This window comes from Pseudomonas sp. AC112 (assembly GCF_979253545.1).
On record NZ_CEEDCM010000001.1, the window covers coordinates 3,903,192 to 3,926,413 of the forward strand.

General features: G+C 59.7%; 23 protein-coding genes, 1 tRNA gene and 2 pseudogenes. 12 read left to right on the forward strand and 14 right to left on the reverse strand.

The features are described 5' to 3' along the window. The first annotated feature begins 1 nt into the window (after nt 1). The 5 genes from AC0IYN_RS18065 to AC0IYN_RS18085 all read left to right on the forward strand — a co-directional run bounded on the left by AC0IYN_RS18065 (nt 2) and on the right by AC0IYN_RS18085 (nt 4,363). A complete protein-coding gene (locus AC0IYN_RS18065; RefSeq protein ID WP_100492315.1) occupies nt 2-238 on the forward strand; it encodes a hypothetical protein in 237 nt (78 codons plus the stop codon). 213 nt (nt 239-451) lie between these two features. After that, on the forward strand, nt 452-793 hold the full coding sequence (locus tag AC0IYN_RS18070; protein ID WP_010208429.1) for a ribonuclease E inhibitor RraB: 342 nt from the start codon (nt 452-454) through the stop codon (nt 791-793). Nucleotides 794-1,198: 405 nt separating this feature from the next. Next, nucleotides 1,199-2,608, forward strand: coding sequence for a circularly permuted type 2 ATP-grasp protein (locus AC0IYN_RS18075; RefSeq protein WP_406599503.1), 1,410 nt, complete (start codon nt 1,199-1,201; stop codon nt 2,606-2,608). Nucleotides 2,609-2,612: 4 nt separating this feature from the next. Further along, complete coding sequence (locus tag AC0IYN_RS18080; RefSeq protein WP_071493927.1) at nt 2,613-3,563, forward strand: alpha-E domain-containing protein; 951 nt, start codon at nt 2,613-2,615, stop codon at nt 3,561-3,563. Then, nucleotides 3,560-4,363 carry a transglutaminase family protein gene (locus tag AC0IYN_RS18085; protein WP_471842395.1) on the forward strand — a complete coding sequence of 268 codons (804 nt, stop codon included), beginning with the start codon at nt 3,560-3,562 and terminating at the stop codon, nt 4,361-4,363. Before AC0IYN_RS18080 ends, AC0IYN_RS18085 begins: the two co-directional genes overlap by 4 nt. A gap of 64 nt (nt 4,364-4,427) precedes the next feature. Here AC0IYN_RS18085 and AC0IYN_RS18090 read toward each other — a convergent pair whose 3' ends face one another. Further along, the gene (locus AC0IYN_RS18090; RefSeq protein ID WP_471842397.1) at nt 4,428-5,234 is read right to left on the reverse strand and encodes a c-type cytochrome; all 807 of its coding nucleotides are present in this window, start codon (nt 5,232-5,234) and stop codon (nt 4,428-4,430) included. A 648-nt stretch (nt 5,235-5,882) separates the two neighbouring features. Between AC0IYN_RS18090 and AC0IYN_RS18095 the strand changes: the two genes are divergently transcribed. The 3 genes from AC0IYN_RS18095 (at nt 5,883) to AC0IYN_RS18105 (ending at nt 10,062) form a co-directional block, all read left to right on the forward strand. Beyond that, entirely contained in the window at nt 5,883-7,088 is a 1,206-nt protein-coding gene (locus AC0IYN_RS18095; protein WP_406599505.1) for an acetyl-CoA C-acetyltransferase, read from the forward strand. 16 nt (nt 7,089-7,104) lie between these two features. Continuing rightward, nucleotides 7,105-9,252 carry a 3-hydroxyacyl-CoA dehydrogenase NAD-binding domain-containing protein gene (locus AC0IYN_RS18100; protein ID WP_471842398.1) on the forward strand — a complete coding sequence of 716 codons (2,148 nt, stop codon included), beginning with the start codon at nt 7,105-7,107 and terminating at the stop codon, nt 9,250-9,252. Between the two features lie 84 nt (nt 9,253-9,336). Further along, nucleotides 9,337-10,062: an amidotransferase gene (locus AC0IYN_RS18105; RefSeq protein ID WP_078049820.1), complete on the forward strand. Its 726-nt coding sequence runs from the start codon at nt 9,337-9,339 to the stop codon at nt 10,060-10,062. Here AC0IYN_RS18105 and AC0IYN_RS18110 read toward each other — a convergent pair. From AC0IYN_RS18110 to AC0IYN_RS18120, 3 genes are all read right to left on the reverse strand, one after another. Next, nucleotides 10,059-11,030: a magnesium and cobalt transport protein CorA gene (locus AC0IYN_RS18110; protein WP_028617543.1), complete on the reverse strand. Its 972-nt coding sequence runs from the start codon at nt 11,028-11,030 to the stop codon at nt 10,059-10,061. The two genes, AC0IYN_RS18105 and AC0IYN_RS18110, sit on opposite strands and share 4 nt — an antisense overlap. A gap of 131 nt (nt 11,031-11,161) precedes the next feature. Further along, complete coding sequence (locus AC0IYN_RS18115) at nt 11,162-11,884, reverse strand: 1-acylglycerol-3-phosphate O-acyltransferase (RefSeq protein WP_457267399.1); 723 nt, start codon at nt 11,882-11,884, stop codon at nt 11,162-11,164. A gap of 212 nt (nt 11,885-12,096) precedes the next feature. Then, nucleotides 12,097-12,789: a crotonase/enoyl-CoA hydratase family protein gene (locus AC0IYN_RS18120; protein ID WP_406599508.1), complete on the reverse strand. Its 693-nt coding sequence runs from the start codon at nt 12,787-12,789 to the stop codon at nt 12,097-12,099. Between the two features lie 320 nt (nt 12,790-13,109). Between AC0IYN_RS18120 and AC0IYN_RS18125 the strand changes: the two genes are divergently transcribed. Continuing rightward, nucleotides 13,110-13,199, forward strand: a tRNA-Ser gene (locus tag AC0IYN_RS18125). Nucleotides 13,200-13,362: 163 nt separating this feature from the next. On the opposite strand, the gene AC0IYN_RS18130 is transcribed toward AC0IYN_RS18125, so the two are convergent. The 4 genes and pseudogenes from AC0IYN_RS18130 to AC0IYN_RS18145 all read right to left on the reverse strand — a co-directional run bounded on the left by AC0IYN_RS18130 (nt 13,363) and on the right by AC0IYN_RS18145 (nt 15,380). Continuing rightward, on the reverse strand, nt 13,363-13,638 hold the full coding sequence (locus AC0IYN_RS18130; RefSeq protein ID WP_471842399.1) for a gamma-glutamylcyclotransferase: 276 nt from the start codon (nt 13,636-13,638) through the stop codon (nt 13,363-13,365). A gap of 9 nt (nt 13,639-13,647) precedes the next feature. Further along, nucleotides 13,648-14,164, reverse strand: a pseudogene (locus tag AC0IYN_RS18135) (M24 family metallopeptidase). Nucleotides 14,165-14,381: 217 nt separating this feature from the next. After that, nucleotides 14,382-14,960, reverse strand: coding sequence for a DUF4337 domain-containing protein (locus AC0IYN_RS18140; protein WP_471842400.1), 579 nt, complete (start codon nt 14,958-14,960; stop codon nt 14,382-14,384). A 54-nt stretch (nt 14,961-15,014) separates the two neighbouring features. After that, nucleotides 15,015-15,380: a DUF2784 domain-containing protein gene (locus AC0IYN_RS18145; RefSeq protein ID WP_406599518.1), complete on the reverse strand. Its 366-nt coding sequence runs from the start codon at nt 15,378-15,380 to the stop codon at nt 15,015-15,017. Between the two features lie 109 nt (nt 15,381-15,489). Here AC0IYN_RS18145 and AC0IYN_RS18150 point away from each other — a divergent pair, with 109 nt between their 5' ends. After that, nucleotides 15,490-16,176: an HAD-IA family hydrolase gene (locus tag AC0IYN_RS18150; protein ID WP_122687253.1), complete on the forward strand. Its 687-nt coding sequence runs from the start codon at nt 15,490-15,492 to the stop codon at nt 16,174-16,176. A gap of 93 nt (nt 16,177-16,269) precedes the next feature. Here AC0IYN_RS18150 and AC0IYN_RS18155 read toward each other — a convergent pair whose 3' ends face one another. Beyond that, nucleotides 16,270-17,016, reverse strand: a complete 747-nt coding sequence (locus AC0IYN_RS18155; protein ID WP_457240223.1) for a 3-oxoacyl-ACP reductase family protein — start codon at nt 17,014-17,016, stop codon at nt 16,270-16,272. 126 nt (nt 17,017-17,142) lie between these two features. On the opposite strand from AC0IYN_RS18155, the gene AC0IYN_RS18160 reads away from it, so the two are divergent. Then, on the forward strand, nt 17,143-18,066 hold the full coding sequence (locus tag AC0IYN_RS18160; RefSeq protein ID WP_471842401.1) for a LysR family transcriptional regulator: 924 nt from the start codon (nt 17,143-17,145) through the stop codon (nt 18,064-18,066). A gap of 105 nt (nt 18,067-18,171) precedes the next feature. On the opposite strand, the gene AC0IYN_RS18165 is transcribed toward AC0IYN_RS18160, so the two are convergent. From AC0IYN_RS18165 to AC0IYN_RS18175, 3 genes are all read right to left on the reverse strand, one after another. Next, entirely contained in the window at nt 18,172-18,900 is a 729-nt protein-coding gene (locus AC0IYN_RS18165) for an aspartate/glutamate racemase family protein (protein WP_078049768.1), read from the reverse strand. A gap of 13 nt (nt 18,901-18,913) precedes the next feature. Then, the gene (locus AC0IYN_RS18170) at nt 18,914-20,440 is read right to left on the reverse strand and encodes an NCS1 family nucleobase:cation symporter-1 (protein ID WP_471842402.1); all 1,527 of its coding nucleotides are present in this window, start codon (nt 20,438-20,440) and stop codon (nt 18,914-18,916) included. A 344-nt stretch (nt 20,441-20,784) separates the two neighbouring features. Further along, nucleotides 20,785-21,519 carry a phosphoadenylyl-sulfate reductase gene (locus AC0IYN_RS18175; RefSeq protein WP_406599820.1) on the reverse strand — a complete coding sequence of 245 codons (735 nt, stop codon included), beginning with the start codon at nt 21,517-21,519 and terminating at the stop codon, nt 20,785-20,787. Between the two features lie 152 nt (nt 21,520-21,671). Between AC0IYN_RS18175 and thrH the strand changes: the two genes are divergently transcribed. After that, nucleotides 21,672-22,289, forward strand: a complete 618-nt coding sequence (gene thrH / locus AC0IYN_RS18180; protein ID WP_025854207.1) for a bifunctional phosphoserine phosphatase/homoserine phosphotransferase ThrH — start codon at nt 21,672-21,674, stop codon at nt 22,287-22,289. A gap of 124 nt (nt 22,290-22,413) precedes the next feature. Here the strand turns inward: thrH and AC0IYN_RS18185 are convergent, their stop codons facing one another. Together AC0IYN_RS18185 and AC0IYN_RS18190 are read right to left on the reverse strand one after the other, a co-directional pair. Next, the gene (locus tag AC0IYN_RS18185) at nt 22,414-22,770 is read right to left on the reverse strand and encodes a helix-turn-helix domain-containing protein (protein WP_025854208.1); all 357 of its coding nucleotides are present in this window, start codon (nt 22,768-22,770) and stop codon (nt 22,414-22,416) included. After that, nucleotides 22,770-23,073 (reverse strand): annotated as a pseudogene (locus tag AC0IYN_RS18190) (type II toxin-antitoxin system HigB family toxin). Before AC0IYN_RS18190 ends, AC0IYN_RS18185 begins: the two are co-directional and overlap by 1 nt. Nucleotides 23,074-23,222: the final 149 nt, after the last annotated feature.

Below are 23,222 nucleotides of genomic sequence, written 5' to 3' on the forward strand. Positions count from 1 at the left end.
GATGCAAAAGTGGCAGATTACCTTCGTTGATGATCACGGCGTTCAGACCGTAGAGCAGTTCACCTGCGATCAGAAGCCCAGCCTCGAAGATGCGGCACACATGATTCGCAACAAACTGGTGCCCATCGCCGCTGAACTGGACCTCAATGACCTGGAGGGCCGCAAGCCCGAGCCTACGGTCAAGATCCTCAAAGACCAGAACAGTATCCAGATCCTCGACATCTCTCCCGCCGCCTGAACATTCCCTGTACACACTTAAAGCGCCTCTGGTGGAGGTGATAGCTTCGCGCTACTCTGCAAGTGAGATCAGCGAATGAATCGCTAAGGTCTGGTCTTGTCAGCTACATGCTTGTTTTCCAGCGGTGATGTTGTTGCCGTAGCCCCCACGCCAGTACGGCGTGGGCTTCGGGAAGCACGGAAAGTCTATCCATCAATTCGAGGAGCACTTTTCATGAGCACAGCCTATCAAGAAGACATCAGCACCAACGTTCTGCGCCGCATGAAAGAGGGCGGCTTCGACTTCTCGCGTTTTCACCCCATCGAGTTCTACGCCATTTTCCCGGATGAGGAACGGGCGCGCAGGGCTGCGGGTGAGTTTCGTGGGGAATCCCTGAATGCCCAGGTCAGTGCGCGCGACGATGGCGCCTGGTACTTGGAGCTGAGCAAAATCATGTCTGCCACCTACGACGGCATAGGAGACTTCGAGCAGGACTTTGGGGCGGTGGTCGAGCCGCTGGGCGGGATCATCGAGGGATGGGGCGTCAAGCAGGAGGTGCGTGGGTTACCCATGTAGCGGCAATGTATGAGCAACACAGCGTATCGGCTGACCTTTTGGGTCGGCCGATTTTGTTTGTGCTGCACTGACAATTTCACCCACGCATTCAGCGCGCAAAAAAAAACCACCCAAGAGGGTGGCTTAAAGGGAAGAGCGGTTCGCTGAAACTGTAGGACGCATCCTGTTCAGCAGATGGGGCCGATTATCCGCAGACTTCGGCGGGCAGTGAAATCAACTCTGACTATGCTGTTGATAGGCAAAGCCCGCATTACGATGAAGCGTGCCGCCATGCACCGGGCATTCTGCGCACCAGGACGGTGCGAGAGGATTCTCGTTGTAATTCAACTCACTGATTTTTAAGTGTTTATGCCGCTGGCACGGGCCTTGCGATGGTTCTTGCGCCCGGGTGACAAGGAGTTCGGCATGATCCGCACTTATTACGATGAAATGTACGATGGGGCAGGGCAGGTCCGGCCTCATTACCGCGAGTTCGCCCGTTGGTTGGCCGAAACACCGCCTGAATTGCTGGCTCAACGCCGGCGCGAAGCCGATTTGCTGTTTCACCGCGCCGGGATCACGTTCACCCTGTACGGGGACGAGCAGGGCACCGAGCGCCTGATTCCCTTCGACACCATCCCCCGCAGCATTCCCGCCAGCGAATGGCGGATTGTCGAGCGCGGCTGTATCCAGCGGGTCAAGGCGCTGAATATGTTTCTCGCCGACCTGTATCACGAACAGCGCATCATCAAGGCCGGGATCATTCCCGCCGAACAGGTGCTGGCCAACGAGCAATACCAATTGGCGATGCAGGGCCTGGACCTGCACCGCGACCTGTATTCCCACATTTCTGGGATCGACCTCGTACGCGATGGCGACGGCACGTACTACGTGCTGGAAGACAACCTGCGTACCCCCAGCGGCGTGAGCTACATGCTTGAAGACCGCAAGATGATGATGCGCCTGTTCCCCGAGCTGTTCGCCGCCCAACGCATCGCGCCCATCGACCACTACCCCAATCTGTTGCTGGACACCCTGAAAAGCTCCAGCCCCCTGGACAACCCCAGTGTGGTGGTATTGACCCCGGGCCGCTTCAACAGCGCGTTCTTTGAGCACGCCTTTCTTGCCCGTGAAATGGGCGTGGAACTGGTGGAAGGCGCCGACCTGTTCGTGCGCGATGACCGCGTCTTCATGCGCACCACCGATGGCCCCAAGGCCGTGGACGTGATTTACCGTCGCCTGGATGACGCCTTCCTCGATCCCTTGGCCTTCAACCCGGATTCCATGCTTGGCGTGCCCGGCCTGCTCGCGGCCTATCGCTCCGGCAATGTGGTGCTGGCCAATGCCATCGGCACTGGGGTGGCGGATGACAAGTCGGTGTACCCCTTTGTCACCGAGATGATCCGTTTTTACCTGGACGAAGAACCCATCCTGAAGAACGTTCCTACATTCCAGTGCCGTAGGCCCGACGAACTGTCCCACGTATTGGCCAACTTGCCAGACCTGGTCGTCAAGGAAACCCAGGGCTCCGGCGGCTACGGCATGCTGGTCGGCCCCGCGTCCACAGCGGCGGAAATCGAAGCCTTCCGTGCGCGTATCAAGGCCAAGCCCCACGCCTATATTGCCCAGCCAACCCTGTGTTTATCCACCTGCCCGACCTTTGTCGAAAACGGCATTGCGCCACGTCATATCGACCTGCGCCCGTTCGTGTTGTCCGGCAAGGAAACCCGTGTGGTCCCCGGTGGCCTGACCCGCGTGGCATTGCGCGAAGGCTCGCTGGTGGTCAACTCGTCCCAGGGTGGCGGCACCAAAGACACCTGGGTGGTCGAGGACTGATGCCATGTTGAGTAGAACTGCCTCGGATTTGTACTGGATGTCGCGCTACCTGGAACGTGCGGAAAACCTCGCGCGCATGCTCGATGTCAGCTATTCGCTGTCGCTGATGCCCCAGGACGGGCGCGGTGATGGCCTGCATGAACTGGCCATGCCGCTGTTGATCACCGGCACCTTGGAGGATTACCACGAACGCCACGGCGAACTGCACGCCGAGCGCCTGTTGCACTTTTTTGCCCTGGATGCGGCCAACCCGGCCAGCATCTACAGCTGCCTCGGCGCGGCGCGGGCCAGCGCCCATGCGGTGCGTGGGCGGATTACCGCTGACATGTGGGAAAACATCAACGCGACCTGGCTGGATATCCGCGACATCGCCCAGCAAGGCCTGAGCCGCTATGGCATGAGCCGGTTCTGTGAGTGGGTCAAGGAGCGGTCCCATCTGTTCCGCGGTGCCACCTACGGCACCATCATGCGCAACGATGCCTTCCGCTTCATTCGCCTGGGCACCTTTATCGAACGTGCCGACAACACCCTGCGCCTGCTGGACGCCCGCTACGAAATGGCCGGTGACCGTGCCGAAGCAGTCACCGATGGCACGGCCCACGCCTACTATCAATGGAGCGCCTTGCTGCGTGCGTTGTCGTCGTTCGAGGCCTACACCGAGATTTATCGCGACGCCCCCGGCGCGCGGCAAGTCGCCGAGTTGTTGCTGCTGCGCGCCGATGTGCCGCGCTCACTGCGGGCCTGCAGTGAGGAGATCGACCAGATCCTCGCCAGCCTGCCTGGCATCAATGGCCGCCCAGCACAGCGCCTGGCGGCCGAGATGGATGCGCGCCTGCGCTTTACCGCCATCGATGAAATCCTTGAGGAAGGCCTGCACGCCTGGCTGACCGACTTTATTCCCTTGGTCCGCCAGTTGGGCGACGCCATCTACAGTTCCTACCTGGAGGCGGCATGAGACTCTCCATCAGCCACGAAACCACCTACCACTACGAAGACCAAGTGCGCGCCAGCATCCAATACCTGCGCCTCACGCCCCACGACAGCGAGCGCCAGCACGTACTGAGTTGGCAGCTTGACCTGCCGCGTCCGGTGCGCGCCCAAGTGGACCCGTTCGGCAACATCCTGCATGTGTTGACCCTGGATGAACCCCATGACGCCATAATCATCGGCGCCCGTGGCCAGGTGGACATCGACGAATTGCACGAGGCCGAGCATGAGAGCCAATCGGCGTTCCCATTCCTGCGCTGTACCCGCCTCACCGAGCCCGATGAAGCCCTGCGCGGGTTTGCCGACCAGCATTGCCATCAGCGTCGCGACCGTACGGCGCTGATCGACCTGATGCATGCGCTCAGCCAGACGATGGTCTACATGCCTGGCGCGACCGAGGTCGACACCTGCGCCGCGCAAGCCTTCGCTGGTCGTGCAGGCGTGTGCCAGGACCATACCCATGCGTTTCTGGCCTGCGCACGCAGCCTGGGGATTCCGGCGCGGTATGTGTCGGGGTATTTGTACTCGGAGGACAGCACGCACCTGGCCAGCCACGCCTGGGCCGAAGCCTGGCTGGATGACGCCTGGTACAGCTTTGACGTGACCAACCAACTGGCCCGCCCGGAGCGGCATTTGAAGCTGGCGGTGGGGCTGGATTACCTCGACGCCTGCCCGGTACGCGGCATGCGCCGTGGCGGCGGGCATGAGCAGATGCATGCCAAGGTGTTCGTGGCGCCGACGCCGGTGATTTCTGTCCAGCAGCAATAACCCAGAACACCGCAGATCAACTGTAGGCGCCGGCTTGCCGGCTCCTACAGGGGCAACGTCAAGATCAGGGTTGTTGCTTGCGCCCGGCCATATGCTTCAAATACCCCACCAATAAATCCAGCTCATTGTCGGGCAACACACTGGCGGCAAACGCCGGCATCTTCGCCTGTGGCCAATGCCGCAGGCTCTGCGGGTCACGGATATAGCGCTTGAGGAAATCCCCACCGAAATACTCGGTGGGGTTGTAGGGGATATTCAGGTCCGGCCCCACCTGAGCATCACCGGCGCCATTGAGACGATGACAGGCCAGGCAATTCTTCTGGAACAGCGCAAAGCCTTGGTTGATCGGGTCATTGGCCGCCAGTTTCGGGTCGGGCAGCAGCGCCGGAAAGCGTTCCGCGACGGTCTTCAATTGCTTGATCGCCGAAATCTGGAACGGCCACTGCTCCGGGCTGATGTGCCCGGCTTGCGGGTCGGTCCACACCAGGTAGAACGGCCCGGCACTCGGTTTACCGTCGGCCAGCGCAGGCCATGGCTGGGCGGGATCTTCCACCGCCAGCCAGGCGCGTGCACCGTGGGTCTCCAGCAGCGGCGCAGCCGTGAGTTCGGCGGCGAATCCATCAAGGGCAACGGCTTGCAGGTGACTCTCAGGTTTCAACCCCGGTAGGAGCACTGCCAGCGGCACGGCGCGATAGGTCAGGGTGCGCTTGTAAGACACGTCATCAACGATCTGTACCGACTGCGCTTGTGGGTGCTTGAGCAAGTCGGCGGTCTGCCAGGTCTTGCGGGTGTGGTCGAGTTCGATGGTCAATTGCGCGGCCGCAGCGGGCAGCGTGATCAGCACAGCGACGAGGGCGAGGATGGATTTCAAGACGCAGGCTCGAATCAAAGGTGTATTTAGGCTAACGATACCGGAATTCGACACGCAAAAAGGCAGCCCCTGCAGGACCGCTATGCACAATGTCCCGGCAGGTGCTGCCAAAAGCTGCAAACCCTGTGCTGTGATGGCACGGAATGTGGGCGTGGAGGGGTCACCCAATAACCTTGGTTAAGTTGGGCAAGATCAGAATCAGTGTGGTGGCGAACAGAATGAGTCCCGCCTGACGTACTTTCGAATGTTTGAACATGGCTGACTGCCTTTTGTTGTTATTCCTGAGCGTCAAATGCGTGCCGGTTTTTATTTCAGTTTGGCGAGATGACGTGTCGCTTTTCTTACAGCTGCTCCAGCAAAACCCGGCAGCAACTTCTTACTGATTGAACCTTAGAGCCCTCGTTCTTCGTGGCTTAGACCCATTTCATATCAGCTAATCAACTTTTGAGCTTAAAAAGGCATGAGGCATATCGCCATCTTGGCGCCAATGCCTTGGCTAGACAGCTAAAACGATTAATCAGGTAATCGCCCACGTTGGCTACCGTTCGTCCGAGCGAGGGGGTCAAAAGCAATGAGCGCATTCGTCATTGAAACCGTGTCAATCGGGCCTAAGGTAGAGGCACACATGCACAGCGGTTCGAGGACGTCATGACCCAAGCTTTGATCTTTGATGCGATACGCACGCCCCGTGGCAAAGGCAAGCCCGACGGCGCCTTGCACAGCGTCAAGCCAGTGAACCTGGTGGCCGGCTTGCTCACCGCCCTGGCCCGACGCAGCGACCTCGACACCCATCAGGTCGACGACATCGTGCTCGGCTGCGTGACCCCCGTGGGCGACCAAGGCGCCGACATCGCCAAGACCGCCGCGCTGGTGGCGGACTGGGACATCAGCGTCGCCGGCGTGCAGATCAACCGCTTCTGCGCCTCAGGCCTGGAAGCGGTCAACCTGGGCGCGATGAAGGTGCGCTCCGGCTTCGAAGACCTGGTGGTGGTCGGTGGCGTCGAGTCCATGTCCCGCGTGCCCATGGGCAGCGACGGTGGCGCCTGGGTGCTCGACCCCCAGACCAATATGCACAGCCATTTCACCCCCCAGGGTATCGGTGCAGACCTGATCGCTACCCTGGAAGGTTTCACCCGCGAGGACGTCGACACCTTTGCCCTGCATTCGCAGCAGAAAGCGGCCAGGGCCCGCGCGGCCGGTGCCTTCAATAAGTCGCTGATTGCGGTGCAGGACCAGAACGGCATTGTGCTGCTCGACCACGACGAATTCATTCGCGGCGACTCCACCCTCGAAGGCCTTGGCAAGCTCAAGCCCAGTTTTGAAATGATGGGGCAGATGGGCTTCGACGCCACCGCACTACGGGTCTACAGCCATGTGGAGCGCATCCACCATGTGCACACACCGGGCAACAGCTCCGGCATCGTCGATGGCGCCGCGTTGATGTTGATCGGCTCCGAGGCCAAGGGCCGCGAACTGGGCCTGCAACCCCGCGCGCGTATCGTCGCCACGGCGGTCACCAGTACCGACCCGACCATCATGCTCACCGGCCCCGCGCCTGCCACACGCAAGGCCCTGGCCAAGGCTGGGCTGCGTGTTGAAGACATTGACCTGTTCGAGGTCAACGAAGCGTTTGCCTCGGTGGTGCTCAAGTTCATCAAGGACATGGGCATCGACGCGGCGCGGGTCAACGTGAACGGCGGCTCCATCGCCATGGGCCACCCGCTGGGCGCCACCGGCTGCGCGATCCTTGGCACCCTGCTCGACGAGCTGGAAGTGCGCCAGCAGCGCTATGGCCTGGCCACTTTGTGTGTCGGCGGTGGCATGGGCATCGCCACCATTATCGAACGCCTCTGAGCCCAAGGAATCTGTCATGACCCAAGCCATTCGTTACGAAAAAGGCCAGGACGGCATCGTCGTGCTGACCCTCGATATGCCCGGCCAGAGCGCCAACACCATGAACAGCGTGTACCGCGAGGCCATGGCGGCCACGGTGGAGCGCCTGGAGGCGGAAAAAGACAGCCTTGCCGGGGTAGTGATTACCTCGGCCAAGAAGACATTTTTTGCCGGTGGCGACTTGAATGAACTGATCAAGGTCGACAAGGCTCACGCCAAGGAATTCTACGACAGCGTGCTGGTGTTGAAAGCACAGCTGCGGCGCCTGGAAACCCTCGGCAAACCGGTGGTGGCCGCCATCAATGGCGCGGCGCTGGGGGGCGGCTGGGAGATTTGCCTGGCGTGTCATTACCGTGTCGCGCTGGACGACAAGTCGGTGCAGCTTGGCTTGCCGGAAGTCACCCTGGGCCTGCTGCCGGGCGGCGGTGGCGTGGTGCGCATGGTGCGCATGCTGGGGCTGGAAAAGGCCCTGCCGTATTTGCTGGAAGGCAAGAAAGTGCGGCCGCAACAAGCGCTGCAAGCCGGGCTGGTGAATGAGCTGGCGGCGGATCGCGATGAACTGCTGGCCAAGTCCCGCGCCTGGATCCTGGCCAATCCGGACGCCAAGCAACCGTGGGACAACAAGGCCTACCAGATTCCCGGTGGTACACCATCGAGCCCGAAAGTTGCGCAGATGCTGGCGATTGCGCCTTCGATTTTGCGCAGTAAAACCCAGGGCTGTTTCCCCGCTCCGGAGAAAATCCTTTGCGCCGCCGTCGAAGGCGCCCAAGTGGATTTCGACACCGCACACCTGATCGAAACGCGCTATTTCACCGAGCTGGTGACGGGGCAAGTGGCGAAGAACATGATCAGCACGTTCTGGTTTCAGCTCAATGAGATCAACGCAGGCAGTTCTCGGCCGCAAGGTTTTGCGCCCAACGTTACACGCAAAGTCGGCGTGCTCGGTGCCGGGATGATGGGCGCAGGCATCGCTTACGTCAGCGCTAGCGCGGGAATTGAGGTGGTGCTCAAGGACATCAATCTTGCGGCCGCCGAGAAGGGCAAGGCGCATTCGGCGGCGTTGCTGGACAAGAAAGTCAGCCGTGGGCAACTGACCGCCGAACAGCGGGAAATCACCTTGGCGCGGATTCTTCCTACGGCCAGCGATGACGACCTGGCCGGTTGCGACCTGATCATCGAAGCGGTGTTCGAAGATCGCGAACTCAAGGCCAAGGTCTCAGCCGCCGCGCAAAACGTAGTCGGCGCCGACGCCGTGATCGCCTCCAACACCTCCACCTTACCCATCAGCGGCCTGGCCACGGCAGTGCCGGATCAAGCCAAGTTCATCGGCCTGCATTTTTTCAGCCCGGTGGACAAGATGCCCCTAGTGGAAATCATCAAGGGTTCCCACACCAGCGACGAAACCCTGGCCCGTGGTTTCGATTTCGTACTGCAAATCAAGAAAACCCCGATCGTGGTCAACGACAGCCGTGGCTTCTTCACTTCGCGGGTGTTTGGCACTTTCACCAACGAAGGCATCGCCATGCTTGGCGAAGGCGTTGCCGCGCCGATGATCGAGACCGAAGCGCGCAAGGCCGGTATGCCGGTGGGGCCGTTGGCGGTGTCGGATGAAGTTTCGCTCAGCCTGATGAGCCATATAAGGCAGCAGACGGCCAAGGATCTGCAGGCCGAAGGCAAGGCCGTGCCGATACACCCGGCAACGGCGGTGATCGATCTGTTGGTCAACGAATACAAACGCGTGGGCAAGGCGGCGGGGGGCGGTTTCTATGAATACCCCAGCGGCGGGCAGAAGTACTTGTGGCCAGAGCTGAAAAGCCGCTTTGAACGGCCCGACCAACGCATCTCGCCACAGGATGTGCGCGACCGCTTGCTGTTTATCCAGGCCATCGAGACCGTGCGCTGTGTGGAGGAGGGGGTGTTGATGTCCACGGCGGACGCCAACGTGGGCTCGATCTTTGGCATTGGTTTCGCGGCCTGGAGCGGCGGTGCGTTGCAGTTCATCAACCAGTACGGTTTGAACGACTTCATCGCCCGCGCTCGTTACCTGGCCGAGCAATATGGCGAACGTTTCACGCCACCGGCGTTGTTGCTGGAGAAAGCGGCGCAAGGTGACGTGTTCCGGTGACGCAGGAGGGGCTTGCCTTGAAGGGGCATTTCAAGGCAGGCTCTGGGGTGTGCATTATTCCCATCACCGTGTCAGGTATTTTTTATGTCGCTACGCGTCTGTATCCTGGAAACCGATATCCTGCGTCCAGGCTTGATCGATCAATACCAAGGGTACGGGCAGATGTTCAAGCGCCTGTTCTCCAAGCAACCGATTCCCGCCGAGTTTGTTGTCTATAACGTGGTGAACGGTGAATACCCGTCCGACGACGAAGTGTTCGACGCTTACTTGGTGACCGGCAGCAAGGCCGATTCCTTCGGCACTGACCCATGGATCCAGACCCTCAAGACCTACCTGCTCGAACGTTACGAGCGCGGCGACAAGCTGCTCGGCATTTGCTTCGGCCACCAGTTGCTGGCACTGCTGCTGGGTGGCAAGACCGAACGCGCCGGCCAGGGCTGGGGCATGGGCATTCACGACTACAAGCTCGATGCCAAGGCGCCGTGGATGAGCCCGGAAGTGGAAGAGCTGACGCTGTTGATCAGCCACCAGGACCAGGTGACCACGCTGCCGGAGAACGCCACGGTGATTGCATCCAGCGCGTTCTGCCCGTTTGCGGCGTACCACATCGGCGACCAGGTGCTGTGCTTCCAGGGGCATCCGGAATTTATCCACGACTATTCTCGCGAGTTGCTGGAGATCCTTCAGACAACCTTGGGCGAAAAGGTCTACACCAACGGCGTCGCCAGCCTGGAGCGTGACCACCACGGTGCAACCGTGGCGGAATGGATGATGCGTTTTGTGGCACACAAGCCCGAGGCCCGGGTTTAAAGCCAACCCGAACGCTTGAAACTCGCCCACAAACCCGTGCAGCCCGCCGCAATAAACCCGAGCACCGCAAAATAGCCGTAGTGCCATTGCAGCTCGGGCATGTTCTGGAAGTTCATCCCGTAGATCCCCGCCACCGCGGTGGGGAACGCGAGGATAGCTGCCCACGCGGCGAACTTGCGCTGGACTACGCTCTGGCGCGAAGCCTCCAGTAGCACACCGATCTCGATGGTCTGGCTGGCGATATCGCGCAGGGTAGTGAGGTCTTCCATCTGGCGCGTCACGTGAATCTGCACGTCGCGGAAATACGGGCGCATGTTCTTGTCGATAAACGGAAAGCTGAGCTTTTGCAGCTCCTGGCTGATCTCCACCATCGGCGCCACGTAGCGCTTGAGCCGCAGCACGTCGCGGCGCAGGCCGTGGATCTTCTGGATATCGCGCTCGCTCAACGAACTGCACAGCACATTGCGCTCCAGCTCATCGATTTCGGCATGGATCGCTTCGCTCACCGGCTGGTAGTTCTCGGTGACGAAATCCAGCAGCGCATAGAGTACGAAATCTTCCCCATGCTCCAGCAACAGCGGCCGCGCCTCACAACGCTGGCGCACAAAACCGTAGGACGCCGAGTGACCGTTACGTGCGGTGATGATGTAGCCGTTGCCGGCAAAGATATGGGTTTCGATGAACTCCAGCTTGCCGTTCTCGCGCACCGGTGAGTAGGTGACGATAAATAGCGCATCGCCGAAGGTTTCCAGCTTGGGGCGGCTGTGTTTTTCCAGGGCGTCTTCGATGGCCAATTCGTGCAGGTTGAACTGGCGTTGCAGGTTGGCCAGCTCCTGGGCATCGGGTTCTTCCAGGCCGATCCACACAAAGTGGTCGGGTTTGGCGGCCCAGGCCGCGCCTTCATCAAGGGTGATATCAGTGACTTTCTTACCGGCGCTGTAGACGGCGGCTGCAACAACTCTACCCATGGTGCTGATCGCTTCTTATTGGGAGGACAGGTGTTGGGCAGCTTAGCCTGAATGGCGTTCCGTCGTAGCGCCAAGCTTTTTTGTGGTGAGCGAGCTTGCTCGCGCCGGGGGGCGAAGCGCCCCTAGAATGTTCAGACAGCTCGCAACTCGCGGTCCATCTGAGCGATGCATTCATCCATCTGCACATGACACGCCTGCATCAACGCCGGGATGTCATCCGAAGTCAGGCCAGTCGTAGGAATCGGCGGCAACGACCGTATGAGCACATCCCCACTGTTCCAGCGATTGAGCTGCATGTGTGTCACGTAGTTACTGACACACACCTGCACAATCGGCACACCGGCCGCAATCGCCATATGGAACGCGCCTTTCTTGAACGGCAGCAACCCTTTACCCAGGTTGCGCGTGCCCTCCGGGAACACCCAGATCGACGTGTCCTCATGCTGCAATGTGTGGGTGGTGGTGAGCATCGCGCGGCGTGCCTTGTGCGCATTGCCCCGGTCGATCAGCACATTGCCCGCCAGCCAGAACAACTGGCCGAACAGCGGCACCCATTTCAGGCTTTTCTTGGCGATGCACACCGTGCGATGCGGCACCACGTTACCGAACACAAACAGGTCATAGTTGGACTGGTGGTTGGCGATGATCACGCAGGTGCCAGGCTTGTTGCGCAGCGAGTCCACATCGGCCTTTACGTTCAGCCGCAGGATCCACATGGCCGGCAACGCGTAGAGGCGTGCGCACAGACGGCTGTTGTCCGGATTGAACGGCCGGCACAGACCGACCAGCACGCCCAGCACACCGGCGAGCATAAAGTGCAGGCCCATCAACAACATACGTAACAGAAAAAGCATCGACACGGCCCATCGGGACAAAAGGTGGCGCAGTGTACGGTTGTGCACTGTATTCGGCAATTACCCCGGTACAGCTCGGAGATAGGCGATGTTTAAGAGCATGTTTCAACATCTACCGACATGGGCACGCTAGAGCGGCTGTAGAAGAATCGGAATTCTTTGTAAGAAAAAGCCCGACTCAAGATCGGGCTCTGGCGTAACAGGTGTAGGGCTTAACTCAGGATATGCCCTTGGTCTTGGATGATGGCGTCGTCCAAGGCTTCCAGCAACGCCTTACGCACCTTCAATTTAGTGTGCTTGTGAGCGTTCATATTGAGCTTCTTCAACTGACGCGCGGCTTCCAGCGCTGCGGCGTGCAACTCGTCCGGTGCCACCACCTTGTCGAGGAAACCGGCTTGCAACGCGCCCTGTGGGTCGAACATCTCGGCATTGATCACAGAGCGATGGAACGCCGACTTGCGCAGACGATCCCGCGCCAACTCGATACCGGCGTGGTGCATGGTCATGCCAATCGCCACCTCGTTCAGGCCAATGCTGAACGGACCTTCCACGCCAATCCGGTAATCCGCCGACAACAGCAGGAACGCGCCCTTGGCCACTGCATGCCCAGGGCACGCCACAATCACCGGGAACGGGTGCGACAACAGGCGACGCGCCAACGTCGAGCCGGAAGTCACCAGACCGATCGCCTCTTTAGGGCCGGCGGTCATCACCTTCAAATCATAACCACCCGACAGAATCCCCGGCGTACCGGTGATCACCACCACCGCCCGGTCCTTCTCCGCCTGGTCCAGCGCTTCATTAAACGCACTGACCACCGCCGGAGAAATGGCATTGACCTTGCCGTTGCTCAAGGTCAGGGTCGCGATACCGTCTTCGAGGTGGTAGGCAATCAGGTCACTCATGACGCGGTTCCTTGTAGGACTTGTTATAGAAGTATGCAGCAGACGTTACCCACCACGCCCGCCCCGGTAAAGCGCTGTGACTGACTGACCAGTCAGGGATTTCCCCCGCACCGGGCGTGGGAGTGCCAGACACAGGGCGCAATCACCGTCCCAGACGCACACCGCCGATGCCTGAGAATGGCACAATCACCACCCCTTGCCGGGCGTTGAACGGCATAACGGGCTAACCGCATGAATATTCTGAAAAAAACCTTTGCCATCAGAAAGGCTTTCGACTACATTAGCGCGCCTCGACAGACTGAACTGGTTTGACGAGATACGGTGAAGTGTCCGAGTGGCTTAAGGAGCACGCCTGGAAAGTGTGTATACAAGAAATTGTATCGAGAGTTCGAATCTCTCCTTCACCGCCACATTCGATGTAAACAAGACCCCTGGTTTCGAGAGAAACCAGGGGTTTTGTGATTTCTGGGGTTCGAAAATCTTACCTTTATCAAATCATGGGCTCGGCACATCCGTGTGTCGCTCTATGACCTTCAGCAAGTCGCCCTTACGCCGCAATGGGATTTAAGCGCCTCAAGCCCTCACATACACCCAAGCCCTCAACCCCGAAGCCAACCCCACCTCAACCCTGGCGCCATGCTCGGCACTGGGCGCCACGATCGGGTGATGCGTCTTGCCACTGCTCGCCAGTACTTGCGGGTCAGTGATCTCCACCCAGCTTTGCGAGTAACCCAGCATCGCATCCTGTTGGCCTGTGAGCTCGCGGCCGAAGTTGGCCAGTTGTACGGATTGGTCTTGCAGCGTGCCGTAGGAAAACAACAGCACGGGGTGTTCGGTGGAGCGGTTCATTTCAGTTCCTTAAGCGAGAAGGTCTTCGTAGAAAGCACCGTAGGGTTTGCTCGGGTGGGCGATCTGGATTTCCAGGATCCACAGCGCGGCATTCGGGTAGTGTTCGAAATCACCCAGGTCGCCACCGCGATGGATGGCGTGGGGGAAGTCGCTGACGCGGTGGCCCTTGATGTCGAGGTTGAGTCGCCAGCCCATGGCCTGGGCTTGTTCTTCGGCGTAGCGATAAAGCTCCAGCCCGACGACGTGGTCGTTTTTCCAACGGGCCTGTACGCGGTCGAACAGTTCCTTGGCGGCGCTGGCACAGGCGTGCAGTTACGGGTCGTTACCGGTGGCGAAGGTGGCGCCGGCGTCACCTTCGTGGCCTTGCCAGACCGCGCCCATGTCGATGAAGAAGATGTCGTTTTCGCCCAGCACCGGGTCGCCGTTGAGAGAGTTGCTCGATGGCTTGCCAAGTCATGGCTTGGGCGTAGCGCATGGATTCGATGCTGTAGTCGGCGCCCACGGCTTCTTTGGGTTGTGCAGTCACCGGCTTTTCCTCGGATTGGGCAGTCTCGTTCGTTATGCGTTTTACTATATAGCGCGGCGCTGGCCCAGCCAAAGCGTAAAGCGACTGAGCGACGACTTTTTCCGCTGAAAACAACTGTAGGAGCCGGCTCGCCGGCGATCGCGGTGGATCAGATAACACTAATGTCTGCTGCACCACCGCCATCGCCGGCAAGCCGGCTCCTACGTTCGGTGGGTTTTTAGATATGCAGCCACGCCAGGCTGCCCAGCACTACAGCGGCGCCGCCGGCGGTGTACGACAGGCGTTTGAGCCGTTCCTTGCGCGTCAGCAGCGTGATCGCCGCCAACGAAATCGCGATCTGAATCGCAGTCATAGCCTGGGCCCAGCGATGATGCTGGTGCAGCGCCTGCTCCGATTTTTCATCCCATTCCTTCGACGTGGCTTCAAGCTTCTCGGCCTGTTTGCGCACGTCTTCCTTCTGGTTCTTGTAGCGCTCGATTTCTTCCTTGTAATGCACCGCGTCCACACCGGGAATGTGAGTGGCCAGTTCCGCAAGGTTTTGCCGGCTGGACTTGGCCTGGTAGTAGTTCCACTGGTTGGCGGCTTCGGTCTTGAAGATGGCGGCGTTGTTCTTGTCCATCGCCGCTTCGCTTTCGGTCGAGCCGGCCTGGTAGCTGAGCATGGCGCCAAGGGTCGCCATGAGGGCGGTCATCACGGCGATGCGACTGGCGAAATTGTCGCCGCGGCCGTGGGCATGTTCGGTGGTGTGTTCGAGGTGTTTTTCGTGGGGGCTGGGGACTTCGAATGCTTCGGACATGGGGGCGTCTGTGAAGGGACTGAGGGACTCTGATTCTTCACCAGCGAAGCTGTCTCAATCCTGTACATAACGCCGGATCAACCATCCGTATACTGCGATGTTGATCACCAGCACCAACGCGCCCAGGCCCAACTGGATCTGCGGAGTCAGGCCGGCGGGGTAGATCAGCGTGAGAATGTAATGCTCGATAAATCCACCGCCATAGCCGTCCTGCCCGGCGAGGTGACGAAACAGGTTCTCCCAGCGAGTCAGTGGACAGGGCAGGTGGAACACTTCGACCGCCACGCCCCATGCCGCGGCGGGCAGGTGCAGCCAGATCGCCGGGCGCCATTTCAGCGCAAGCAACCCGCCGAACAGGACAAAGAGGATGAAGCTCAAGTGAAATAGCACGAGGCTGTCGGCAGCTAGACGATAAAGCATTGCGGGTACTTTGAAAGGTGAGGTTCACAGTCTAAAGGGTTGCTTGCTGACAAGTGTGGCCGTTATTGTGCTGAATCCTTTTAGTCCTTCCTCCCAAGGATCTGTTTTGATGAACGCACCGCGTAGAGTCGGCCCAATCAAGGCTGTGATTTTCGATATGGACGGGTTGTTGCTGGATACTGAAGGCATCTACACCGAAGTCACGCAGATCATCGCCGAACGCTACGGCCGGACCTACGATTGGAGCATCAAGCAGCACATCATCGGGCGCGGCGCCCAGGACTTGGCTGACTACGTGGTGAAGGCGCTGGATCTTCCAATCACGCCCGCCGAATTCCTGACGATCCGTGAACCGCTGATGAGCGAGCGCTTCCCAAAAGCCTTGGGCATGCCCGGCGCTGAAGCCTTGGTGCGGCACTTGAAGGCACATAACATCCCGATTGCCGTGGGCACCAGTTCGTCGCGCAATTCGTTTGGCCACAAGACCACCTTGCACCGCGAATGGTTTGGCCTGTTCGACACCATCGTCACCGCTGACGACCCGGAAGTCGGCGCCGCCAAGCCCGCGCCGGACATCTTCCTCACCGCCGCCCGCCGCCTCGGCGTTGCGCCCGAGGATTGCCTGGTGTTCGAAGACTCGCCGTTTGGCGTCACCGCCGCAAAAGCCGCGCACATGACTGCCATCGCCGTGCCGGATGAAGCCATGGCCGACAGCAAATACCACCATGCCGACCAGATCATCCGCAAGCTTGCGGACTTCGACCTGGCAGCCTACGGCCTGCCACCTCTTCGCTGAATCAAACGCGGTAAAAAACTGTAGGAGCCCGGCTTGCCGGCGATGGCGGTCTTGAAGACGCCATCGCCGGCAAGCCGGGCTCCTACAGTTCCGTCAGGCGCTGAAGCCACCATCGATGGTCAGGCTTGCGCCGGTGATGTAACCGGCTTCTGGCCCAGCCAGGTAGGCTACGAAGCTGGCAATCTCTTCCACATGCCCATACCGACCCACCGCCATCAACCCGATCAGGCTTTCGGCAAAATCGCTGTTGGCCGGGTTCATGTCGGTATCCACCGGCCCAGGCTGTACGTTGTTGATGGTGATACCACGCGGCCCCAGGTCACGCGCCAAGCCTTTGGTCAATCCCACCAGCGCCGCCTTGCTCATTGCATACGGGCCACCGCCACCAAACGGCATGCGCTCGGCATTGGTGCTGCCGATATTGATCACACGACCGCCGTCACCCATGTGCTTGGCCGCTTCCTGGGTCGCGATAAACACGCTGCGTACGTTGATCGCCAGAGTCTGGTCAAAATCTTCCAGCTTGAAATCTTCCAGCGGCGCGATGGCCAGCACGCCCGCGTTGTTCACCAGGATGTCCAGGCGCCCAAACGCTTCGACGGTGGCGTTGACCGCATTGCGGATTGCCGCTGCGTCGGCGCTGTCGGCGTGAATCGCCAGGGCTTTACCGCCTTCGCTGATCACGTTGTTCTGCAGTGCTTCGGCCTTGGCAGCGGAGCTGACGTAGGTAAAGGCGACGGCGGCGCCCTGTGCTGCGAGGCGTTTGACGATGGCGGCGCCGATGCCGCGAGAACCGCCTTGAATCAAGGCGACTTTGCCGCTGAGGTTCTGTGTGGTCATGTCGATCTCCTAGCTGTTCAAGGCGGGATGCCTTGTTGTTGGAACCGAGTATCGACCTCGCCAGCCCCTCCCGGTAGACCGTGATTGCTATAGTCTGTGTAAACCAAAAGTTTAGAGTGGGTGGGTATGGAAAGCTTTGGCAGTATCGAATGCTTCGTGCGCAGCGCCGAGGGTGGCAGCTTTGCCGAGGCGGCCCGGCACCTGAGCCTGACCCCGGCAGCCGTCGGCAAAAGTGTCGCCAAGCTGGAGGCGCGCCTGGGTGTGCGCTTGTTCCAGCGCAGCACTCGGCGCCTGACGCTGACCGAGGCTGGCAAACTGTTTCTCGACGAAGTCAGTGGCAGCCTCACCACCATCCAGAACGCCGTGGCCAACCTGGCCAGTGCCGAAGGACGGCCCGTGGGCACGCTCAAGGTCAGCATGGGGACGGTGTTTGGTAATCGCTATGTGGTGCCGCTGCTGGGGACGTTTATGCAGCGGTTTCCGGATATCAGCCCGGACTGGCATTTCGATAACCGCCAGGTCGACCTGATCGGGCAGGGCTTCGATGCCGCCATTGGTGGTGGTTTCGAGCTGCCCCAGGGCGTGGTGGCGCGCAAGTTGACGCCGGCTCATCGCGTGCTGGTGGCGTCACCGGACTACCTGGCGCAACGCGCGCCGGTGTTAACCCCAGAAGACTTGGCGCACTGCACAGGCATTCTCATCCGTTCACCGCAGACCGGTCGCATCCGTTCCTGGCAATTGACCAGTATCGAGCGTGAACACAGCCCGCTGGTACTCAAGCCGAGCATGACCATGAGCGACTCCGAAGCCGCCTGCTGCGCCAGTGCCCAAGGCTTGGGCATTGCGCTGGTGAGCATGCCGATGGCCGTGCCATTTCTGGACAGTGGTGCAGTCGTGCGTGTGCTGCCCGACTGGTATGTCGACGACGGCAACATCTCCATCTATTACGCCGAGCACAAACTGCTGCCCGGCAAGACCCGGGCGTTTGTGGATTTCATCATCGAGCAGTTTGCCGAGCAGCGGTTGGGGCAGCGAGTCAGTGCCATTTGATTGCACGCTCACACCGCATCGCGGCCATCGCAGGCAAGCCAGCTCCCACCTTGGAATGCATTCCCCTGTGGGAGCCGGGCTTGCCCGCGATGGCCACACCTCGGTCTACCGTCCGAACTGGCCCGGCCAACCGATGACTTTTTTCGGCCTCGGCGTTGCATAGGTCCTGATCTTCGACGTCGACAGCCCCAACCGCACCAGCGACTCGGCAATGGTCACCGCTGCGGTCACGCCATCCACCACCGGCACGCCGGTACGGTAGCGGATCTGTTCATCCAGCCCAGCCATGCCACCACAGCCCAGGCAGATTACCTCGGCCTTGTCTTCGCTGATGGCCAGTTCTGCCTGGCGCACGATCGCTTCCATGGCCGCCAGCGGGTCTTCTTCCAGCTCCAGCACCGCCATCCCGCTGGCGCGCACCGAGGCGCAGCGCTGGTAGAGGCCGGCCAGTTTCAGGCGGTCTTCAATCAGCGGCACGGTGCGGTCCAGGGTGGTCACCACCGAATAGGCGTGGCCCAGGAACATGGCCGTGCTGGCAGCGGCTTCGGTGATGTCCACCACCGGCACGTTGAGCAGTTCCTGCAAGCCTTCGCGGCCATGCTCGCCGTAGCCGGCCTGGATCACCGCGTCGAATGGCTGGTCGTAGGCCATCACCCGGTCCATCACCGCGATGGCCGCCAGGTAGCTTTCAAAGTTGCCTTCCACCGACTCCGCGCCGAAGTAGGGCGTGAGCCCGACAATTTCGGTGCCGGGCGCAGCCACCGCCCGTGCCTGCTGGGCGATGGTTTCAGTGATGGATTCGGTGGTGTTGACGTTGACCACGAGGATACGCATGGAATGTCCTTGATTAATGACTGACGTTATCGACTGCAATGCTTTCGCCGCTGACATCGGCGTAGAACGGCTGACGCTTGGCGATCAGCCCGTACAGCAACCCTGCAATACCGGCGCCAAACATCCAGGAAAACGGTGAAACGCTGGCGAAGCCGGGTAGCAGGGCCAGGAGAATGGCGATCACGGCCGCCGGAATGAACGCCGCCACCGCCCGCAGATTGACGCCACGGCTGTAGTAATAAACGCCATTCGGGTCTTCGCTATACAGCTGCAATACGTCCACCCGGCTTTTACGAATCAGCCAGTAATCGACCATGATCACCCCGTACAACGGCCCCAGCAGCGCGCCCAGGCCAGAAAGGAAATACACGATCACCAGCGGGCTGTTGTAGAGATTCCACGGCAGGATCAACACCGCCACGGTGGCGCTGATCAACCCGGCGCGACGGAAGTTCAGGTACTTGGGCGCCAGGTTGCTCAGCACAAAGGCCGGCGCAACGAAGTTGGCCATGATGTTCACCGCCACGGTGACGATCAGGAAGGCCAGGCAGCCCAGCACCAGGAAGAAGGTATTCGGGATCGCGGCGATGATCTCGGTAGGGCTTTCGATCACCCGGCCATTGAGCTGGAACTGCCCGCCGCACAGCAACACGGTGATCGCGGCAAACACCAGGATATTCACCGGCAGGCCCCAGAAGTTGCCGACCTGGATGGTCTTGCGGCAGGGCGAGGAGCGAGCGAAGTCGCAGAAATTGAGGATCAGCGTGCCGTAGATCGCCAGCCACAGCGCGCCACCGGCAAAGATATTGCGCCACATCTCGCCGCCGCTCAGGGGTTCGCGGATCGACCAGGCGATGTTCCCAGCGGTTTGGAAATACATCCAACCAGCCAACGACGCCACCGTCAGCAGAATCACCGGCCCGGCGAAGCCCTCGTAGCGGCGCACCATCTCCATGCCGTAGGCCAGGATCACCAATTGCACCAACCAGATCGCCACGAAACAGGCCCAGCCGAGCGACGACAGGCCCAGGATCGAGTTGTGGTCGTAGTCGGCAAAACCCGGATGAATTGCCGTTAAAAGCACTCGGAAAACTACCGAAGCCAGGTAGGTCTGGATACCGAACCACGCAATCGCAATCACTGCGCGGATCAACGCCGGAATCTGCGCGCCATGAATGCCGAAGCTGATACGGCTGATCACTGGAAAGGGCACGCCGGTCTTCTGCCCCATGTATCCCGAAAGGTTCATGAAGAAGTACACCAGCGCCGCGCCGATACCGAGTGACAACAGAATCTGCCAGCCGCCCAGGCCCAGGGCATACAGGCCAATGGCGAAGGAATAGTTGGCGATGTTGTGCACGTCATTGGTCCACAGCGCAAAGATGCTGTAGCGCCCCCAGCGCCGGCCTTCGACTTTGGTGGGCGCCAAGTCCTTGTTGTGCAGGCGTGGGCTGAGCACCAGCGGGCCTGGCTCGATGGCTTCGGGCTTCAGGGAGGAGGGCAGATCCAGTGCGATGTTATTCGAGAGGCTTGTACGCATTCCGGCAGGCTCCAGCACATCGGCAGCCAAGCCGCAGATGGCAAAGTGTATGTAGGTTTTGTATTTATTGTATACAAAGCGCATTTCACCTTAAGCCACTTGCGTGCCAGTTTTAGATCTATGAAAACTGTGGGTAATTTCGTTTTTATAGGCACAGGAAATAACTAGCTGAATTCAAAGCGATATAAATTGACCGTTTGAACAGCTATTTATTTTGTTGGGTGAAGTGTGTGCAAAATCGCTAGGGTGTTGATGCGGGGAAGAATGTAACTTTTCGGTGCGTAATTTTATAAGTGCACACAAGAATGGCACTAATGGTGACATTCCTGTGTACAGATTGAGGATCATGCCTTGCTGATGATATTCCCCGCATGTAGCCCGCATTCCTTCTGCGTGGCTTCCTCCCACCACCAGCGGCCTTCGCGCTCGTGCTGGTTCGGCAGCACCGGGCGGGTGCAGGGCTCGCAGCCGATGCTGATGAAGCCGCGCTCATGCAGGCTGTTGTACGGCAGCTCCAACATGCGGATGTAACCCCAGACTTCCTCACTGGTCATCTGCGCCAGGGGGTTGAATTTGTACAGGGTGCGTTCCGGTGTGGAGAAGGCTGTGTCGATTTCCAGCGCCGCCACTTGGCTGCGGGTGCCGGGGCTCTGGTCGCGGCGCTGGCCGGTGGCCCAGGCATTCACGCCTGCAAGTTTACGGCGCAACGGCTCGATCTTGCGCACACCGCAGCATTCGCCGTGGCCGTCCTTATAGAAGCTGAACAGCCCCTTCTCTTTGACGAAGGGTTCCAGCTTGCTCTGGTCCGGCGAGATCAGCTCGATGTCGATCTTGTAGAAGTCACGCACCTGCTCGATAAACCGGTAGGTCTCCGGGTGCAGGCGGCCGGTGTCGAGGCTGAACACCTTGACGTTCTTGTTCAGCTTCCAGGCCATGTCCACCAGCACCACGTCCTCGGCGCCGCTGAAGGAAATCCACAGGTCATCACCGAACTGGCTGAACGCCAGCTTGAGAATATCCTGGGCGGATTTGTTGGCATAAGTCGCGGCGAGTTCAGCGACGTCGAAGGCTTGGTTCATCAGGACGGTTCCTACAGGTCAGTGGCGCTGAGCGCTCTATAGGGAAGCGATGGTATCAAAATCCGCTCTGCGTTGCGGCGGCGAGCTTGAATCGCTAGAGTTCGGCAGTCCTTTTGCTCGCTCAACCAACAACATACAAATGGGAGTGTCTTGTGGAAATTGCCTGTCTCGACCTGGAAGGGGTGCTGGTTCCGGAAATCTGGATCGCCTTCGCCGAAAAAACCGGTATTGAATCCCTGCGGGCCACCACTCGGGACATTCCCGACTACGACGTGCTGATGAAGCAGCGCCTGCGCATCCTCGATGAGCACGGGCTCAAGCTGGCCGACATCCAGGAAGTGATCGCCACCCTCAAGCCCCTGGACGGCGCGATCGAGTTCGTCAACTGGCTGCGCGAGCGCTTCCAGGTGGTGATCCTGTCGGACACCTTCTACGAGTTCTCCCAGCCGCTGATGCGCCAACTGGGTTTCCCGACCCTGCTGTGCCATCGCCTCATCACCGACGAAACCGACCGCGTGGTGAGTTACCAACTGCGCCAGAAAGACCCCAAGCGCCAATCGGTATTGGCCTTCAAGAGCCTGTACTACCGCGTGATTGCCGCGGGTGATTCCTACAATGACACCACCATGCTGGGCGAAGCCGACCGTGGGATTCTGTTCCATGCGCCGGAGAATGTGATTCGCGAGTTCCCGCAGTTCCCTGCGGTGCACACCTTTGAGGACTTGAAGAAAGAGTTCATCAAGGCGTCGAATCGGGCGTTGAGCCTGTAAGTTTTTCAGTGCGGCGGATGGCCTCTTCGCAGGCAAGCCAGCTCCCACCTTTGGGTGGTGTGAACCCGATCAATTGTGGGAGCCGGGCTTGCCCGCGATGGGGCCTTCACAGACGCCGCAAATCTCAGATGCCAGCCAGTAAGCGCTCATAAGGAATACGCAAGCCTTCATGCAAGCGCTTGATCATCGACAAGCTCAACTTACGCTTGTGGTTGAGCACTTCGGACACCCGCCCGCTGGTGCCGATAAATGGCTCAAGATCCCGGGCGGTCATGCCCAGTTGCTCCATGCGAAATTTGATCGCTTCCACAGGATCCGAGGGCGGCATCGGAAAATGCTCTGCCTCGTACTTCTCAATGAGGACAGCAAGAATTTCCAGCTCATCACCCTCAGGTGAGCCGATTTCCGCTCCCCATAGCTGCTCCACGCGCGCAAGTGCCGCGGTAAGGTCTTCCTGGGAATGTATAGGTTTGATGTTCATCACACGGTCTCCGCGTTGATCTGGTCGTACTGCGCGTGAGTTCCTACGAAACGTATGAACCCAAGCTGGCGCTGATAATCGATGGCCATGATGACCCGGTACTTGTTACCGCCCACGTTGAAGGCAACCCTGCCACTTTTAAGGATGCTTGCCGTTCTTAGCTCTGCTTTGAGCGCTTGTGGCGTTGGGTAAGTCGCTCTTTCCATATTGACGGTACAGCTCGACCAGGGGTGTCTTGGCGTCGGAATAGGCTGGATGGCTTTCCCAGAATATTCGTAGGGTTGAGAGAGCGATTATGCGCATCGCGCTGACCTCCCAATTTGGGAGAATATAGGCGCGGTTGGATGGAGATGCAATCCCGGAAACAATTTCTGACGAGTAAGCAGTCGGTCCATGTGATCCCTCACAGACGGCTAATGGACGGTCCGAGCCGGACGCTATCGTCCGGCCCG